Origin of the sequence: Limnobaculum allomyrinae (assembly GCF_016649425.1) — a bacterium.
In the GTDB taxonomy this organism is placed as follows: domain Bacteria; phylum Pseudomonadota; class Gammaproteobacteria; order Enterobacterales; family Enterobacteriaceae; genus Limnobaculum; species Limnobaculum allomyrinae.
In genome coordinates this window covers 19,620-36,829 of sequence record NZ_JADRCR010000018.1, presented here as the reverse complement: position 1 = coordinate 36,829, position 17,210 = coordinate 19,620, and the positions used below count along the sequence as shown (strand labels likewise).

The 17,210-nt window shown below is 45.0% G+C and carries 15 protein-coding genes and 1 other RNA gene; 5 read left to right on the top strand and 11 right to left on the bottom strand.

The features are described from left to right. Positions 1-147: 147 nt before the first annotated feature. An RNA gene (gene ffs, locus I2494_RS19875) (signal recognition particle sRNA small type) lies at positions 148-244 on the bottom strand. A gap of 181 nt (positions 245-425) precedes the next feature. Here ffs and I2494_RS19870 point away from each other — a divergent pair. Beyond that, a complete protein-coding gene (locus I2494_RS19870; protein WP_130591916.1) occupies positions 426-746 on the top strand; it encodes an MGMT family protein in 321 nt (106 codons plus the stop codon). 53 nt (positions 747-799) lie between these two features. On the opposite strand, the gene I2494_RS19865 is transcribed toward I2494_RS19870, so the two are convergent. Next, complete coding sequence (locus tag I2494_RS19865) at positions 800-1,234, bottom strand: YbaY family lipoprotein (protein ID WP_218468674.1); 435 nt, start codon at positions 1,232-1,234, stop codon at positions 800-802. 260 nt (positions 1,235-1,494) lie between these two features. Here I2494_RS19865 and tesB point away from each other — a divergent pair, with 260 nt between their 5' ends. Both tesB and I2494_RS19855 read left to right on the top strand, forming a co-directional pair. Then, positions 1,495-2,361: an acyl-CoA thioesterase II gene (gene tesB, locus I2494_RS19860; protein ID WP_218468675.1), complete on the top strand. Its 867-nt coding sequence runs from the start codon at positions 1,495-1,497 to the stop codon at positions 2,359-2,361. A 252-nt stretch (positions 2,362-2,613) separates the two neighbouring features. Then, complete coding sequence (locus tag I2494_RS19855; RefSeq protein WP_218468676.1) at positions 2,614-3,915, top strand: serine/threonine transporter; 1,302 nt, start codon at positions 2,614-2,616, stop codon at positions 3,913-3,915. 197 nt (positions 3,916-4,112) lie between these two features. Here the strand turns inward: I2494_RS19855 and amtB are convergent, their stop codons facing one another. From amtB to I2494_RS19820, 7 genes are all read right to left on the bottom strand, one after another. Further along, positions 4,113-5,399 carry an ammonium transporter AmtB gene (gene amtB, locus I2494_RS19850; protein ID WP_218468677.1) on the bottom strand — a complete coding sequence of 429 codons (1,287 nt, stop codon included), beginning with the start codon at positions 5,397-5,399 and terminating at the stop codon, positions 4,113-4,115. Between the two features lie 37 nt (positions 5,400-5,436). After that, a complete protein-coding gene (gene glnK / locus I2494_RS19845) occupies positions 5,437-5,775 on the bottom strand; it encodes a P-II family nitrogen regulator (protein ID WP_130591921.1) in 339 nt (112 codons plus the stop codon). A 486-nt stretch (positions 5,776-6,261) separates the two neighbouring features. Next, complete coding sequence (locus tag I2494_RS19840; protein WP_218468678.1) at positions 6,262-6,477, bottom strand: hypothetical protein; 216 nt, start codon at positions 6,475-6,477, stop codon at positions 6,262-6,264. 33 nt (positions 6,478-6,510) lie between these two features. Then, on the bottom strand, positions 6,511-6,717 hold the full coding sequence (locus tag I2494_RS19835; RefSeq protein ID WP_218468679.1) for an acid-shock protein: 207 nt from the start codon (positions 6,715-6,717) through the stop codon (positions 6,511-6,513). A 533-nt stretch (positions 6,718-7,250) separates the two neighbouring features. Continuing rightward, the gene (locus I2494_RS19830) at positions 7,251-9,023 is read right to left on the bottom strand and encodes a SmdB family multidrug efflux ABC transporter permease/ATP-binding protein (protein ID WP_218468706.1); all 1,773 of its coding nucleotides are present in this window, start codon (positions 9,021-9,023) and stop codon (positions 7,251-7,253) included. Position 9,024: 1 nt separating this feature from the next. Then, the gene (locus I2494_RS19825) at positions 9,025-10,764 is read right to left on the bottom strand and encodes a SmdA family multidrug ABC transporter permease/ATP-binding protein (protein ID WP_218468680.1); all 1,740 of its coding nucleotides are present in this window, start codon (positions 10,762-10,764) and stop codon (positions 9,025-9,027) included. A gap of 132 nt (positions 10,765-10,896) precedes the next feature. Continuing rightward, the gene (locus I2494_RS19820) at positions 10,897-11,358 is read right to left on the bottom strand and encodes an Lrp/AsnC family transcriptional regulator (RefSeq protein ID WP_130591926.1); all 462 of its coding nucleotides are present in this window, start codon (positions 11,356-11,358) and stop codon (positions 10,897-10,899) included. A 146-nt stretch (positions 11,359-11,504) separates the two neighbouring features. On the opposite strand from I2494_RS19820, the gene I2494_RS19815 reads away from it, so the two are divergent. Further along, a complete protein-coding gene (locus I2494_RS19815; RefSeq protein WP_218468681.1) occupies positions 11,505-12,545 on the top strand; it encodes a PLP-dependent cysteine synthase family protein in 1,041 nt (346 codons plus the stop codon). A gap of 94 nt (positions 12,546-12,639) precedes the next feature. Here I2494_RS19815 and rhtA read toward each other — a convergent pair whose 3' ends face one another. Then, positions 12,640-13,563 (bottom strand): threonine/homoserine exporter RhtA, encoded by a 924-nt coding sequence (rhtA, locus tag I2494_RS19810; protein WP_218468682.1) that lies wholly within the window; start codon positions 13,561-13,563, stop codon positions 12,640-12,642. Positions 13,564-13,743: 180 nt separating this feature from the next. Then, a complete protein-coding gene (fabB, locus tag I2494_RS19805) occupies positions 13,744-14,958 on the bottom strand; it encodes a beta-ketoacyl-ACP synthase I (RefSeq protein WP_218468683.1) in 1,215 nt (404 codons plus the stop codon). 175 nt (positions 14,959-15,133) lie between these two features. Here fabB and mnmC point away from each other — a divergent pair, with 175 nt between their 5' ends. Beyond that, positions 15,134-17,155: a bifunctional tRNA (5-methylaminomethyl-2-thiouridine)(34)-methyltransferase MnmD/FAD-dependent 5-carboxymethylaminomethyl-2-thiouridine(34) oxidoreductase MnmC gene (gene mnmC / locus I2494_RS19800; RefSeq protein WP_218468684.1), complete on the top strand. Its 2,022-nt coding sequence runs from the start codon at positions 15,134-15,136 to the stop codon at positions 17,153-17,155. Positions 17,156-17,210 lie beyond the last annotated feature (55 nt).

Here is a 17,210-nt window from a genome sequence, read left to right as displayed (position 1 = left end):
TAGTACCAAATTCCATGACGGGAAAGCATAAGAGACATAATTTTGCCCTATGGTGATACACAAAATTTGTATCACTTGAGCAATTATGGCGAAGATTTCTTGAATTTTGCTTAAGAAATTAAGGGGTTATCCAGATAGTGGTGGGGGCCCTGCCAGCTACATCCCGGCACACACGACGCTTGCTGCGGCTGCTTCCTTCCGGACCTGACCGAATTCACAAGTTAGCGTTGCGGGAGAACCAACAGAGCCCCCATTGACGGCTTCATTCTCATGAAGCGCAGGCATTATCAGGGATGGGCCGTTCAATTGCAAGGTTCCTGACGTTAAGCGATGTTTTCTTACTCAGTTCACCGATTTATGGCAGAATTAACAGCCTGTAATTATCCCTCAAATCTGCGATATCAGTGATATAAGGATTTCTGCCGATGGAAAACGATGAACCATCACTCCCTACCCGTATTTATACTGTCGTTGCATCTATTCCTCCGGGCAAGGTGACCACTTACGGTGCGGTCGCGCGTTTAGCCGGAGCGACTGGGGCAGCACGTCACGTAGGGATAATCTTAAGTCGTTTACCAGAAGGGAGTACTCTGCCCTGGTTTCGGGTGGTCAATTCTCAGGGGAAAATATCATTGACGGGGCCGGACTATATTCGCCAGAAACAGGCGTTACTGGCCGATGGCGTGCTTTTTACTCGCTCAGATCGCATCAATTTTAAAATCTATGGTTGGCTGACACAGCCATAAGTCCAATACAGACTTCAGTCTTAGATTGTGCCAGCCGCCAACAGACAGAGCGATTAATGCTGAACACGATCCAAAATCAGATCCGCATGCGCAGGTTGTCCATTGGTAAGAACCTCATTCATTGAGGTGGTGGTATATAACAATTTGCCATCAACAGAGATGGTTGCAAACAGAGAAACCCGCTGGGCTCCTGCTAGCTGTTGGTTGTTATAAGGCAGTTTAAACATAAATGGAACCTGCTTGCCTTCAGACGGAATAGTCACCGTTGACAGGACTTTTGCCGGGGCATCCGCTAACGATACGTCCGCCAACGTGACCGTAATTGTGGCGTTTTCAGGTAAAGCCATTCTGTCGCGATAAATCACGCTACCGCTAACGGTGGTTGCACTATTAATAGCGTTATCCTTCTCGTTTTGTGTAGCAGTATTACTACATCCAACCAATGCAACGGCCAAAGCCGCACTACTTAATATTTTTAAAAAACTCATGTTTACCTCCTGAACATTGTCAGCATCAAACATAATTTTAACTCAAAACCATCAAAAAATCAGTTTAGTTATCTAACTATTTTAACAAACACCACCTAAACAACGGTATTACAGGTATTTTTCACCATTATAATCTGAGTTTATATTTCACTGATAAAAACTCCCCTTTCAACGCATTCCCAACTAAAATAGATCCATTAAACCAGCATATTATTTATACAAATCAAAGCCACAAGGCCATCAGACAGGATTTCTCCGCCATGAGCGACGTTTTACAAAATCTCTTAACGCTACTTCATTTAGAAAAAATTGATACTTACCGGTTTCGTGGACAGAGTCAGAACCTTGGGCTAAAGCAGCTATTTGGTGGGCAGGTCGTTGGTCAGGCTCTTTCAGCCGCCAAACAAACTGTATTACCTGAACGTAAAGTGCATTCTTGTCATAGCTACTTTTTACGCCCCGGAGATAGTCATCAATCGGTTGATTATGAAGTGGAAGTCATACGTGATGGCAACAGCTTTAGTACGCGAAGAGTCAGTGCAATACAGAATGGCCATACTATTTTCTATATGACAGCATCATACCAAAGCTATGAAGAGGGCTTTGACCATCAGGCCGCCGTGATGCCCGACGTTCCACCACCAGAATCACTGGTTTCAGAAACCGATATCGCCAGAAAATTTGCTCATCTGCTGTCAGAGCCAATGAAAAGTGTTTTCTGTAATGAAATGCCTATCGAAATGCGACCGGTTAAATACCATAATCTGCTGAAAGCAGAAATTGATAAGCCTATTCGTCACGTTTGGTTACGGGCTAATGGCACGATGCCTGACGATCCGGGAATTCATAAGTATCTGTTGGGTTACGCTTCTGACTTTAACTTCTTGCCTACCGCCCTTCAACCCCATGGCATCGCTCTGCTGCAACCCGGTATGCAGGTAGCTACTATTGATCATTCGATCTGGTTTCACCGTACTTTCCGTATGGATGACTGGCTGTTGTATTCGGTGGAAAGCCCTTCTGCATCAGGAGCCAGAGGCTTTGTACGCGGTCAGTTTTTTACCCGCAGCGGCCTGTTAGTCGCCTCGACCTGCCAGGAAGGCGTAATGCGCTTTCATCAAGGCTAATTGAAGCCATTTATTCTGATAACTCACTGGAAAATAAAGACCTGAATTCAGGTCTTTATTTTTTGATTAATTTATCATCAAAAAACTTCACAATGCCGATTGCTTAAATGATAAACTAATGCACTGCTATTCAGCCTCTCAGGGCGATTTAAATGCTGATTGTGTAATCAAATACATATCTTCCTGCAATAACTGCCCCTAGAATACGCGCGGTTTTTAATATTCTACTTTTTACTCATATGAGGGTTATAAATGTCGGTTAAAGACATCTCAGTATCGATACCTGATACGGACACGGGTATTCAAACATCTAAATGGCAAAAGCAAGATACAACGTGGATGTTAGGTTTATACGGCACCGCTATCGGAGCAGGTGTTCTTTTCCTGCCAATCAATGCTGGTTTGGGTGGTATATGGCCTTTGATGATCATGTTGATCATCGCCTTTCCAATGACCTATTTCTCTCACCGAGCTTTAACCCGTTTCGTTCTGTCTGGTTCATCACGCGGTGGTGACATTACGGAAGTGGTAGAAGAACATTTTGGTAAATTTGCCGGGGCATTAATTACCCTGCTCTATTTCTTTGCTATCTATCCTATTCTGTTGATTTACAGCGTGGGGATTACTAACACCACGATCAGTTTTATTGAAGTTCAGATGGGTATGACTGCACCACCTCGCTGGTTATTGTCGATCATTCTGATCCTCGGCCTGATGACTATTGTTCACTTTGGTCGTGATATGGTGGTTAAAGCCATGAGTATCCTGGTTTATCCGTTTGTCACGGTTCTGATGCTACTGGCGCTGTATCTGATCCCTCAATGGAGCGGGGCTATCTTTGAACAGGCTAATACCAGCTTTGATGCAGGCAGCATTAAAGCGCTGCTGTTAACCTTATGGTTAATTATTCCTACCATGGTGTTTTCGTTTAACCACTCACCAATCATCTCCTCGTTTGCCGTTAGCCAAAAAGAGACTTATGGCAAAAATGCCGATGAGAAAAGTGGTCGTATCTTAAGATATGCACACTTAATGATGGTTATTACCGTTATGTTCTTTGTATTCAGTTGTGTATTAAGCCTGTCTCCTGCCAATCTGGCAGAAGCCAAAGCACAGAATATTTCTATTCTGTCTTACCTGGCTAACCACTTCCATACGCCACTCATTGAGTATGTTGCTCCGGTCATTGCATTTGTGGCTATCACTAAATCATTCCTTGGGCACTATCTTGGTGCAAGCGAAGGTATGCAAGGGCTGATGATCAAATCCCTGCGTTCTAAAGGCAAGCCGGTACAAATCAAGAAACTGGAACGCATTACTGCCGTGTTTATGATCATTACCTGCTGGATCATTGCGACACTGAACCCAAGCATTCTGGGTATTATTGAAACTTTAGGTGGCCCGGTTATCGCCATGATTCTGTTTATCATGCCGATGTATGCCATTCATAAGATTCCGGCAATGCAGAAATACCGTGGTCATATGAGCAATATTTTTGTGGTATTGATGGGGCTGGTTGCCATTTCAGCGATTTTGTATTCGCTGTTTGCATGATAGATATTGTTGGTTAATGGTTTAAATCGACATTAATGGATACTCCGGTGGTAAAATCTAAAGTTATTAGATTCGCTTTGTACTCGACCGGAAGACCAACTTAGCGTCAATGCAGGTCTGACCTGCTTTTCCTACAATTAGCTTTATACATACAGAAAAAGACGGCCAAGGCCGTCTTTTCTTTTATACCCATATGATTATTGGTTATACGCGCTCTCACCATGTGAGTTGACATCCAGACCTTCACGTTCCACTTCTTCCGGTACCCGCAGGCCAAGAAAGATATCTGCTATTTTGTAAGCCACGAAAGCAACGATTCCAGACCACAATAGGCAAACTACAATACTTATTCCCTGAACGCCTACTTGCTTCAGCATGGTTACGCCTTCCGCATAGCCTGTTCCACCTAAGGCGGCTGAAGTTAATATGCCAGTGCCTATACAACCAACAATTCCGCATACACCGTGCACCCCGAAAACATCACAGGTGTCGTCGACTTTCAACCATGATTTCAGTACTACCACACCCCACAAACCTGCAACGCCAGCGATAATGCCCAAAATCAGTGCGCCCCCGATACCAACAGAACCCGCAGCAGGTGTAATGGCAACCAGACCTGCAATACAACCGGAACAGGCACCGAGTAAAGAAGGCTTACCGCGAATCATCCACTCCGCCGCCAACCAGCCCAGTACTGCTCCTGCTGTCGCGGTTACAGTGTTAACAAAAGCCAGTGCAGCAATTTCGTTAGCACTGCTGGCAGAACCTGCATTGAAGCCAAACCAACCGATATACAGGATCGCAGTACCAATAAATACCATTGGCAGATTATGTGGTTTAAACGCCTCACGGCCAAATCCGCTGCGTTTTCCTAACATATAAGCCCCAACTAACGCTGCAATCGCCGCGTTAATATGAACGACAGTACCACCGGCAAAATCGATGGCGCCCATTTTAAACAGGTAACCGCCTCCCCATACCATATGTGCCATTGGTAAATAGGCCAGCGTAAACCAGATGAAAACAAAAAGAATTACCGCAGAAAATCGAACCCGCTCCGCGAATCCACCGACGATTAATCCTACGGTAATACAGGCAAACGATCCCTGAAAAGCAACATGAATTAACTTGTAAAACGTACCTGTCACATCAGTTAAGTGAACATCTTTCAACAGTAATCCGTTAAAGTTACCAAAGAAATCGTTCCCCTCGCCAAAAGCCAGGGTATAGCCATAAATCACCCAAAGTACACTCACTAAAGAAAACGTAGCTATCACTTGAGTCATCAAAGAAAGCACGTTTTTAGAACGCAGTAATCCGCCATAAAACAGCGCAATACCAGGAATGCTCATAAACAGAACCAGTGCAGTACTTATCATCATAAAGCCGTTATCAGCTTTATCGGCTACGCTCTCGGCAGCCATGGCAAAACCAGGAAACATAACCGGCAGACTCATCGCTATTCCGGATAAAAATCTTTTCATCTCTATTCATCCTTCTCACATGTTGAGTATTTATGACTTACAGAGCGTCTTCGTCTGTTTCGCCGGTGCGTATACGTACTACCCGCTGTAATTCAGTAACAAAAATCTTTCCATCACCAATCTTACCGGTGTAAGCAGACTGAGTTATCGCGGCTATCGCGCCCTCAACCTGATCGTCAGACATCGCGATATCAATCTTCACCTTTGGTAAAAAGTTAACGCTGTATTCTGCACCACGGTATAGCTCCGCATGCCCTTTCTGACGGCCAAATCCCTTAACTTCTGTAACCGTCAATCCCTGAATTCCTATTGAAGATAAGGCTTCGCGCACATCTTCCAGCTTGAAGGGTTTAATCACTACGGTGACAAGTTTCATATGCCTCTCCTCGATTAAGGGTTAACGATTAATAATGGTTAACTAATAAATGGTCCACGATGAGATAAGAGCAAATTGCATGCCAGAATAAAAAAAGACACCAGGTTTTTCAGGTTAAATAGGTACGATAAAAAAATATTGCGGTCTTAAAAAAACGTTTTAACAGGTATAAATAACGATATCCAACACATGGATTTTTCAGGAGAAAATAATCGAATCCACATAGCCACTTTCACCCTTTTAAAAGGGTATACAAAAGCGTGGAAATTAAATAAATATAACAAGTGAATATAGACGTTAAACTAATTCGAGCCGTAAAAATAAAATCAAACGAATAATTGCTTCGCACTAAAACAGTGCATAATAAAGCAACATTTGATGCAACATAATCTAATTTTATTATCTGTTGCACAAAATTGATCTCATTCTAAGCATATAAAAAAACCCCGGAGACCGGGGTTTTTAACGCATGTGACAAACCTGATATTAGGCCGCCGGAGTCGTCGGCTGCTGGCCTGTTGATTTGGTGCCAGGTTGAGCTTTAGCATGTTGCTTATGCTGCTTCGCCTTGCTACTCGCTTTATGTGCCGTAGCTGAAACCTGCTGAGCATCTTTTACCGGTTGAGTATTACTACCAGCCGCAAAGGCTGTGCCAGACAGAACAAATAAAGCAACTGTGGCCATTGAGAGTAATTTTTTCATTTGGTACACCCTGATATCCGTTATCAGTACTAATTACTTAGCTACTGGTTCTTGAGTTGATTGAGTTGCTTCAGCTTTTTTAGCGTGTTTTTTATGCTGTTTGCTCTTATCTGCAGTTTTGTGATGAGCAGTAGCAGTTTGTGCAGAATTCATTGGGGTAGTTGCAGCAGTATCAGCAGCAAATACAGAACCAGACAGAACAAACATTGAAGCAACGGCTAAAGGTAATAATTTTTTCATTTGATAATTCCTCAGGATTGTTAACTTAATTGCGTTTGATAATTCAGCAGGCGGAAACGAACCGGATGCTTATTGGTGATTTAGCTTCGTATCTCGTTAAATCTGAAATAAATATAATCTCTATTTTGTCAGTGAGAGTAAGAGCTAAGTAATTGCAATGTAAATTAAATGTAACCAATAACCATAACTTCTTGTTAATACAGGCCGTAGATAAAAACCATTAAAAATCAAAAGACAGTGCGACTATCATCGTCTATTTTTGTTATAAAATATCAGGTCAAACCAGAAGAAAAAACGACATTATCAGTTATTTATTTAACTGAAAAAGTATTTATTACTTGTTGATTATCAAGTGAAAAATAAAATCGAAGAAATGAAGTAAAAATGTAACTGTATTAATAATTTGTCGATATATTAAATTTATTTTTCCGTTGCGAAAAATGGGAAATGAGTATTCAACACAATTAATTCGTTAATAAATAATATAATGTATAAGACGGTTATATATATCTTCCCCGCTTATACATATATATTTAAGCTTGTGCTTCTAATTCAGTGGCAGCCAGTTGTAACTGGTGCATCTGATAATAACGCCCTTTTTGCATCAGTAATTGATGATGTGTGCCACGTTCAACAATTTGACCGCGATTGAGCACCACGATTTGATCTGCTTCCACAATAGTTGAAAGGCGGTGGGCAATCACCACTAACGTAGTTTTATGCCGGATGGCGCTCAAAGCTCGGTGAATAGCTTGTTCAGTACCTGAGTCAATATTTGCCGTCGCTTCATCCAGAATCAGAATTTCTGGCGTTTGCACCAGAACCCGGGCTAAAGCCAGTAACTGTTTTTGCCCTACCGAGAGATTATTCCCTTGCTCACCGAGCACCGTATTAATACCGGAAGGCATAGCATTCACCAGCGTTTCCAACTGGGAAATGCGTAACGCTTCCCATACCTGCTCTTCACTGATAGCTCGTCCTAACGCAACGTTGGCATAAACCGTATCGGCCAATACTACAGGGTCCTGCTGCACCATTGCCACGCCGGTACGTAACACTTGATGGCTTAAGGTTTGTAAAGGACGATCGTCAAGGCAGATTTCCCCTTTAGACAGCGGATAGTATCCCATCAACAGACTTGCTAATGTACTTTTCCCACTGCCGGTATGACCGACCAGAGCAATAAAATCACGGGATGCGACAGACAAATTAATATCGCTTAAAACCGTTTTGCCTCGGTTATAGGAAAAACTAAGGTCGCGAATATCAATTTTTCCCGACAGTAGCGGATGGTTATCATCACCATATTTCTGCTGTTCACCATCCATAAGCTCAAAAATACGCTCTCCTGCAACCACTGCCTGTTGCAACATTGCCTGTTGGGAAGCCAGCTCAATCAGCGGTTCATTTAACCGCGACAAATAGTTAATAAAGGCATACAACACACCAACGCCAATAGAACCTTCCGGGCTAAAACCAAACAACATCAACAACCCACTTAAAACCAATGCGGAAATCAAACTTAACAGAGGTCGCAGCAGCAAACTTTCCAGACGTAAGGTTTTCAGACGCATCATGTAGTGAGCACGGTTAGTTTCTCCTAATTGCTCACCAAAACGAACCTGTTGGCGGAATTGTTGCAATACCACCATGCCGCTGATTGCTTCATTAAATCGGTTATTAATATCGGCTAACAGGCTACGTACCTGACGAATTACCGGCGTACTATAACGCTGATAAATACTCATCAGAACAAGAACCACCGGGAAGATCGCCATCGCTACCAACGCCATACGCCAGTCAAGGCTAAACATGGCAATCAACATCGCGCTGATTAATGCAGCACTGCGTAATACCGTTGCCACCACGGTGACATACAGATCTTTAATGACTTCAGTATCGTTAGTCACTTTTGAGATTAACTGCCCCACTGGTTGGGTATCAAAAATAGCGATAGGCTGTTTTAACGCGGCATCCATAACATCACTACGGATAGTCTGTACCACCCCAACAGCAGCGCGGTTAAACAATAAGGCTTGATTGTAGCGCAGCGTTGCCGCCAGTATTTGCAACAGTAGAAATGCCACCGCCAACGCAGTGACTTTACCGGGCGGCATAATATTTTTTGCCACCATATTATCAATAAAATAGCTGATCAGTACCGGACCACAAACCTCTGCTCCGGCGGCTAACCATAACAATAAAGCGGCAAGGCTTAACGGTTTACGATAGGGACCACCATAAGCCAGCAGACGTTTCAGCGTTGGCCATAATTGACGAAATTTCTGATTTTTATTGGTCGTCATGTTACTCATCTAATGCTGCTTCCAGTTGCTGATAACGATACATATTGCGATACCATCCTGCCTGCTCTGCTAACTCAGAATGAGCGCCTCGCTGAGTGACATGACCATCCTGAAGCACCAGAATTTCATTGGCATACAACAATCCGGAAAGTCGATGCGCACTGATAATTAATGTACGGTCTTTCCCCCACTGACGTAAATTTTGCAGGATTTGATACTCGGTACGTCCATCTACCGCAGAAAGCGCATCATCAAGAATCAATATCTCACTTTCCATGAGTAAGGCTCTAGCGATGGCTATACGCTGTTTTTGACCGCCAGATAACATCACACCGCGTTCGCCAACTTCCGTTTGATACCCCAGCGAAAGATTCAGGATATCCTCATGCACACAGGCCAATGCCGCAGCATGTTCAATTTCATCCTGAGTAGCCTGCGGATAACCCAACGCTATATTTTCAGCAATAGTGGCAGAAAACAGGAATGGCATCTGACTAACAACGGACAAGCGAGCACGCCATTCATCCAGCTTTATTTGCCTGAGCGGTAATGAGTGATAACAGATATCCCCTTCGGTAACCTCAAACTGGCGTTGAATCAGTGCTAATAACGAGCTTTTACCGGAACCGGTCGGGCCGCATAAACCTAACGTTTTACCTGGCTCCAGCCGGGCGTGAATATCCTCCAATGACGCTTTTTCCGTCAATGGATAATGAAAACGTTGAATATTAATTTCCAGTACGCCGCGACCAGAAGGTAAATCCAGATCGCCATCCGCTACTTCCGGCGCCTCTTCCAACAAGCTGGAAATACGGTCATAGGCAGCACTTCCTCGCTCAACGATATTAAACATCCACGCCAGAGCTAGCATAGGCCAAATCATCAGGCCTAAATACATCACAAAACTGGTTAACTGCCCTAACGTCATCTGATTATGAATTACCATCCAGCTACCGCCGCCTATCGCCAGCATATTGGCGCAAGCAACTGCCAGATAGATAGTAGGATCAAAACGAGCGTCAACTCTCGCCACGTGCATATTTTTGTTGCCCGCATCGGTAGCAACATCAGAAAACAGCTTTGACTGGTAATTTTCCAGACCAAATGATTTGATCATCCGAATGCTGGTCAGGCTCTCTTGGGTGCGATCGTTTAAAGATGAAAATGCCGCCTGAGCTACCCGAAAACGGTTATGTAATTCATCACCGTAGCGTTTAATAAAAATCGCCATAATCGGCATGGGTAATAAAGATAGCAGGGTCAATTGCCAGCTGATTTGAACGCTCATCACCACCAGCACCGCGCATCCCATCACCAGGGAATCGACCAGTGTTAGTACCCCTTCCCCGGCAGCAAACACCACCCGATCCACATCATTGGTTGCTCTGGCAATTAAATCACCGGTACGGTGACGCAGATAAAAGTTGGGATGTTGACGACTCAGTTGACGATAAAATTTATTACGTAGTTCAACGGCCAGTAAATAGGAGGCACCGAATAACAACACGCGCCATACATAACGCAGCAAATAGATAACGACAGCCGTGCCGACGATCAGACCAATCCACATCATCACGGTATAACCATCCATCTGGCGATGGGTGATGCCATCAACAATCGTACCTACCAGCTTGGGAGGCAATAACTGCATCAGGGCAATGATGATAAGAAGTGTCACTGCACCTAAATAGCGTTTCCACTGTAAAACAAAAAACCAGCGCAATTGAGAGAACAGTTTCACTATATTAATCCGGTCATCAGGCAATCATCTGGGTGACTGCATTAGTTTAAATTCAATAAAATCAGCGGTGAAAGGATACCATTTTCAACCAGGCCAAATGAAATTATTTCTCATTTAGCGGTAAACATTATCCTATTCCGTAATAGGTAAACAGGTAGTGAGCTTTATTTCTTCCATAGCAAAGCTGGAGGTCACATCGCTGAGCCCACTTACACTATTGACCAGACGCTTATAAAAATTGTCAAAGCTCTTCATATCGGCAACCTGAACCCGCATCAGATAATCATATTCACCAGCCATGCGGTAAAAGGCCATCACTTCTGGCATATCTTCCACACAATCCACAAAGCTCTGATACCAGTCACGGCTGTGGCATTGAGTTTTTATCAATACAAAAGCCGTCAGGCTCAGCCCCAGCTTCTCCGCATCTAACAGGGCGACTTTATGACGAATATAGCCCTCATCTTCCAGCCTTTTCAGCCTCTTCCAGCAAGGTGTGGAAGTCAGGCTAACCTCATCCGCCAGCGTCTGAAGTGACAGCGTGCAGTCTTTTTGTAGCAGAGTCAGCATTTTTCGGTCAATTTTATCTAGCACATCAGCCTCAGAGAGAAATATTTTCTACCATATAGCTATTATACAGTAAAAATAGCAATAATTTTTTCTGACAACACCGTTAATCTATCAGTATAGACTCATAACCTGCCGGGCAGGTTATCAACAGGTTGTCAGAGGAAAAGAATATGAATCGCCAATGGGTAAAACAAGCTATCAGTGAAATTGAAGCGGACTTTCAACGCTCGGCCGATACACACTTGATCCGTATGCAGTTGCCACAGTTTCCCGGCATTCATCTCTACCTGAAAGATGAAAGTACCCATCCTACCGGTAGCCTGAAACACCGCCTGGCTCGTTCGCTGTTTTTATACGGCCTGTCTAATGGCTGGATTAAACAGGATACTACCATTATTGAAGCCTCATCGGGCAGTACTGCGGTATCTGAAGCTTACTTTGCGCGCTTACTGGGTCTACCGTTTATTGCCGTTATGCCAGACTGTACCGCCAAACGTAAAATAGAACTGATTGAATTTTACGGCGGTCGCTGCCATTTTGTGAAACATCCATCGGAAATTTACGAAGCATCGGAACGTCTGGCAAAAGAGCTTAATGGTCACTATATGGATCAGTTTACTTATGCTGAACGGGCAACCGACTGGCGTGGTAATAACAATATCGCTGACAGTATTTTCCGCCAAATGCAGCGCGAACCTCATACCATCCCTAACTACATCGTGATGAGCGCCGGTACCGGCGGTACCTCCGCAACGCTGGGACGTTATATTCGATATCAGGGGCACGATACCCGACTGGTGGTAGTCGACCCGGAGAACTCGGTATTTTACAACTATTACCAAACGGGGGACCGTACCCCATCCGCCCATTGTGGTAGTCGCATTGAGGGTATTGGCCGCCCGCGCGTTGAGCCTTCATTTATTCCACAAGTCATTGACGAAATGATACAGGTTCCTGATGCCGCCAGTATCGCTACCATTCTCTGGCTGGAAAAAATCCTCGGTCGTAAAACCGGCGCCTCTACCGGTACCAACGTTTGGGGTGCTCTACAATTAATGAAACGGATGCGCGACAAAGGTGAGACCGGCGCGGTAGTGACTTTGCTGTGTGACAGCGGTGAGCGGTATTTGGATACTTATTATAATCCTGAATGGGTGAAACAAAATCTGGGAGATTTAAGTGAGTATCAGGGGTTATTGCTGGATCTATAAATGTTGAGAGTTTGGCTCTTATATCCTTTGCTCGACTACCACACAGGCAGTCGAGCAAAATTTGCGGAGGAAGCAGACTACGAACTGAATTAGCTTATTTATCCAAAACAACGCCACCCTTCTCTATCTCTACCGTCTCCAACTTCGCCTTGCGCTTAATCGTCAACGAAGCTCCCATTGAAGCAACAATAACGGCAAACAGCCCCATCCATTGCATCCATGAGAGGGTTTCATTAAGGAAAATCAGCCCCGAAAGCGCACCAATGGCAGGTTCCAGGCTGGTCAGAGTACCAAAGGTTTGAGCGGGTAGACGGGTCAAGGCCACCATTTCCAGCGAGTAAGGTAATGCCGTAGAGAGAATAGCCACACCAATAGCTACCGGTAATAACGATAGTGCAAACAGATCGCTGCCGGCATGGGCAACACCGATAGGTACAGCTATAATCGTTGCTACTAATGCGCCTAACGCCACAGAACGAGTACCATAATTGGCTCCTGCTCGCTGACCAAATATGATATACAGCGCCCAGAAAAAGCCAGCGCCCAACGCATAACAGGCACCTACCGGATCGATGCCGTTCACCGATTGACGCAGCGGCAGTAATAATCCTAACCCGATAATCACCAGACCAATCCAGAGGAAGTCTACCACCCGACGGGAAGAGCACATTGCCACCGCCAGCGGCCCGATAAACTCTAATGCAACAGCAATGCCCAGAGGCACTGTCCTCAAAGACATATAAAACAGCAGGTTCATTCCGCCAAGAGACAGACCATAAGCGACCAACCACCAACGAGCGCCGGGTGCAGGTGTACGAGTTGTCTGTTTACGCCACGGGCGTAAAAAAATCATCAGAATAATGGTACCTAAGAAAAGGCGGTAAGCAGTTACGCCCTGCGCACCAACGGCAGGAAAAAGCGTTTTCGCCAACGATGCTCCACCCTGAATTGATAGCATAGCGACAAGCAACAAAATGACGGGAATTAATACAGATGATTTTTTATCTTTTAAAGACATAGGAGCATTTAACCGTCCTTCGGCAATCCAATGAACCGAAAGAACTTTTATTAATCAAGAATGGCTGGGCCGGAATAGCCGTTATGATACCTGAATAACGTAATGGGTTTTACCCATCCGATAAAATAAAAACAGCCGGTGATTATCTCACCGGCTGTTTTTACAGATAAACTAAAAAGCTTATTTGCTGTATTTACGCATTACCAGAGTGGCGTTAGTACCACCAAAACCGAAGCTGTTAGACATCGCCGTGGTTAATTCCTGACGAGTTGTCTTGGTAACAATATTCATGCCGGCAGCCTGTTCGTCCAGATTTTCAATATTGATACTTGGTGCGATAAAACCATGTTCAACCATCAATAAAGTATAGATGGCCTCATGTACACCAGCGGCACCCAGTGCGTGACCGGTCATCGCTTTAGTAGAAGAAATTGCCGGAGTGTTATCACCAAACACTTCACGAATTGCACCCAGCTCTTTCACATCACCAACCGGTGTGGAAGTACCATGTACGTTGAGATAGTCAATTGGCGTATCAACACCCTGCATTGCCATTCTCATACAACGTGCAGCACCTTCACCTGATGGAGCAACCATATCAGCACCGTCAGATGTTGCGCCATAACCTACGATTTCAGCATAGATATGTGCACCACGAGCCAGAGCATGCTCCAACTCTTCAACCACAACCATACCGCCACCGCCAGAGATGACAAAGCCGTCACGGGCTGAATCATAAGTACGAGAGGCTTTTTCTGGCGTATCGTTATACTGGGTAGACAGTGCGCCCATGGCATCAAACTCACAAGAGAGTTCCCAGCATAGCTCTTCGCCACCGCCGGCAAACACGACGTCCTGCTTGCCCAGTTGAATCAGTTCAACCGCATGGCCAATACAGTGTGCAGAGGTGGCACAGGCAGAACTGATTGAGTAGTTAACACCACGAATTTTAAATGGGGTTGCCAGACAGGCAGAAACACCTGAGGCCATAGCTTTGGTCACCATATAAGGGCCAACACCGCGTAAACCACGAGAACGCATACCATCAGCACCAGCAACCTGGCTACGTGGAGAACCACCACCAGAGCCGACAACTAAACCGGTACGCTCATTAGAAACTTGATTGTCCGCTAATCCTGAATCCTGAATCGCTTCCTGCATAGAAAGATAGGCATAAATTGAAGCATCACTCATGAAGCGAGCAACTTTACGGTCAATTAACCCAGCGGTATCCAGCTTAATATTACCCCAAACATGGCTACGCATGCCGGCATCTTGCAGTTCCTGAGCATGGGTAATACCAGAACGTCCCAGTTCTAAAGATTCCAGGACCTCTTGTTTGTTATTACCAATACTAGAAATAACACCTAATCCGGTGATAACTGCACGTTTCATCTATTACCTCTGTTTTTACTTTATATTGCATGGCGGAATTTGCATAACAGATTAGCTTACACTTGTAAGCTGAACAAGTCCGATCAGCAAAAAAGATGCAACAAAAGATGTTAATTTTCTGACGAGTCGTCCATCATTATGATCTCGCTAGCACTTGAACAGACGGTCTTTTAACGTGAATGGCACCCCAATCCAACATGCTGACCTCAATTGGAACGAACAGGGTACACCTGTTTCCCGAGAATTTGATGATGTCTATTTTTCTAATCAGGATGGTCAGGAAGAGACGAAATATGTTTTTCTAACGGGTAATCGCATTCCTGAAAGATTCTCTGCGCATGCTAAGCGTAGTTTTACCGTAGCTGAAACCGGGTTTGGCACCGGGTTAAACTTTCTTACCTTATGGCATGCTTTTCGTCAGTTTTATGCAAGCCATCAGAGATCTCAGCTGAAACATCTGCATTTCATTAGCTTTGAAAAATTTCCTTTACGAGGTGAAGACTTACAGCAGGTTCATCAGGCATGGCCACAATTTTCATCGTTATGCGAACAGCTACAACAACAATGGCCTTCTGCCTTGCCTGGCTGTCATCGGTTGTTACTGGATGATGGACGGGTCACGCTGGATCTGTGGTTTGGGGATGTGAATACGCTACTGCCTCAACTTGATGACAGCATTAATGGCAAGGTAGATGCCTGGTTTCTTGACGGTTTCGCTCCCTCTAAAAACCCGGAAATGTGGACTCCGCTACTGTTTCAACAAATGGTCAGGCTTGCTGCCGAACAGGGTACCTTTGCCACCTTTACGGCTGCCGGATTCGTTCGCAGGGGCTTGCAGGAAGCAGGTTTTGATGTTTCACGTATTAAAGGTTTTGGGCAGAAACGAGAGATGTTGGTGGGCATCCGTCAGCCCAACTTGCCTCTTCAACAACCGTTAAATGCGCCGTGGTATACCAGCCCATGTGCCCAACAGCCAATGGATGTAGCGATTATTGGTGGTGGTATCGCCAGTGCTATGACGGCGCTGGCGTTACTGCGTCGCGGGGCGAAGGTCACGCTCTATTGTACCGATGAGTTGCCGGCACAAGGCGCATCAGGAAACTATCAGGGAGCTCTCTACCCCCTGTTAGGGCGAGAAAATGTAATGACCCGTTTCTTTAGTCATGCATTTACCTTTGCCCGCCAGCGTTACGATAGTCTGTTAAGGGAAGGGATAGACTTTGACCATCAATGGTGTGGTGTAACCCAACTGGGCTATGACGAAAAGAGTCGAAATAAAAATGACGTCATTCTGGCATCCAATCCTTTGCCAGAGATCGCCTATGGTTTGTCACAACAACAGGCTGAAACGTTATGTGGGCTACCTACCGGCTGCGGAGGTATTCATTATCCTTTAGGAGGATGGCTTTCTCCCCGACAGTTAACTGCCAATGCATTAAACCATGCGCAAACGCTTGGAATGAAAACCTGTTACCAGCACTCTCTCACTGGATTAAAACTAGCGGAACAAGGATGGGAGTTAACCTTCAGCCATGGGGAAATAGCCCAGCATGCTACTGTCATTTTAGCGAATGGCTATCAGGTAACTGAATTTGAACAAACCACCCCACTATCACTCACCCCGGTACGCGGTCAGGTATCACAGGTTCCAACCAGTTCCGTGCTAAGCCAACTAAAACAGGTCATTTGCTACGATGGCTATATGACACCAGTGGATATCAATCATCAATACCATTGTATTGGTGCCAGCTATGGTCGGGGAGACAGTCAAATCGATTATCGCCAGTCGGAACAGCAAGAAAATCGCCAGCGCCTGTTAAACTGTTTGCCGGATATCGACTGGCCACGACATATTGATATCAGCGACAAATTAGCCCGGTGCAGCGTCCGTAGCGCCATTCGTGACCACTTGCCAATGATGGGAGCCGTCGCAGATTACCCACGGTTACGAGAATCCTACCGGCATCTGGATCGCAAACTAAAACGCGGTGAAAAAGTGGAGCAGGCTCCGGTATGGCCGGGGCTGTATATGCTGAGCGGATTGGGTTCACGCGGTCTTTGTTCAGCCCCACTGCTGGCAGAAACACTGGCAGGGCAAATCTTTAATGAACCACTGCCGTTGCCTGCGGATATTTTGGCTGCGCTGAACCCAAATCGACTCTGGGTAAGAAAACTACTGAAAGGAACACCGCTGTAAATCACTTCGGGTTCGGACGCGTATTTTCTTCGTCCGAACCTTAAAAAGTAAAACG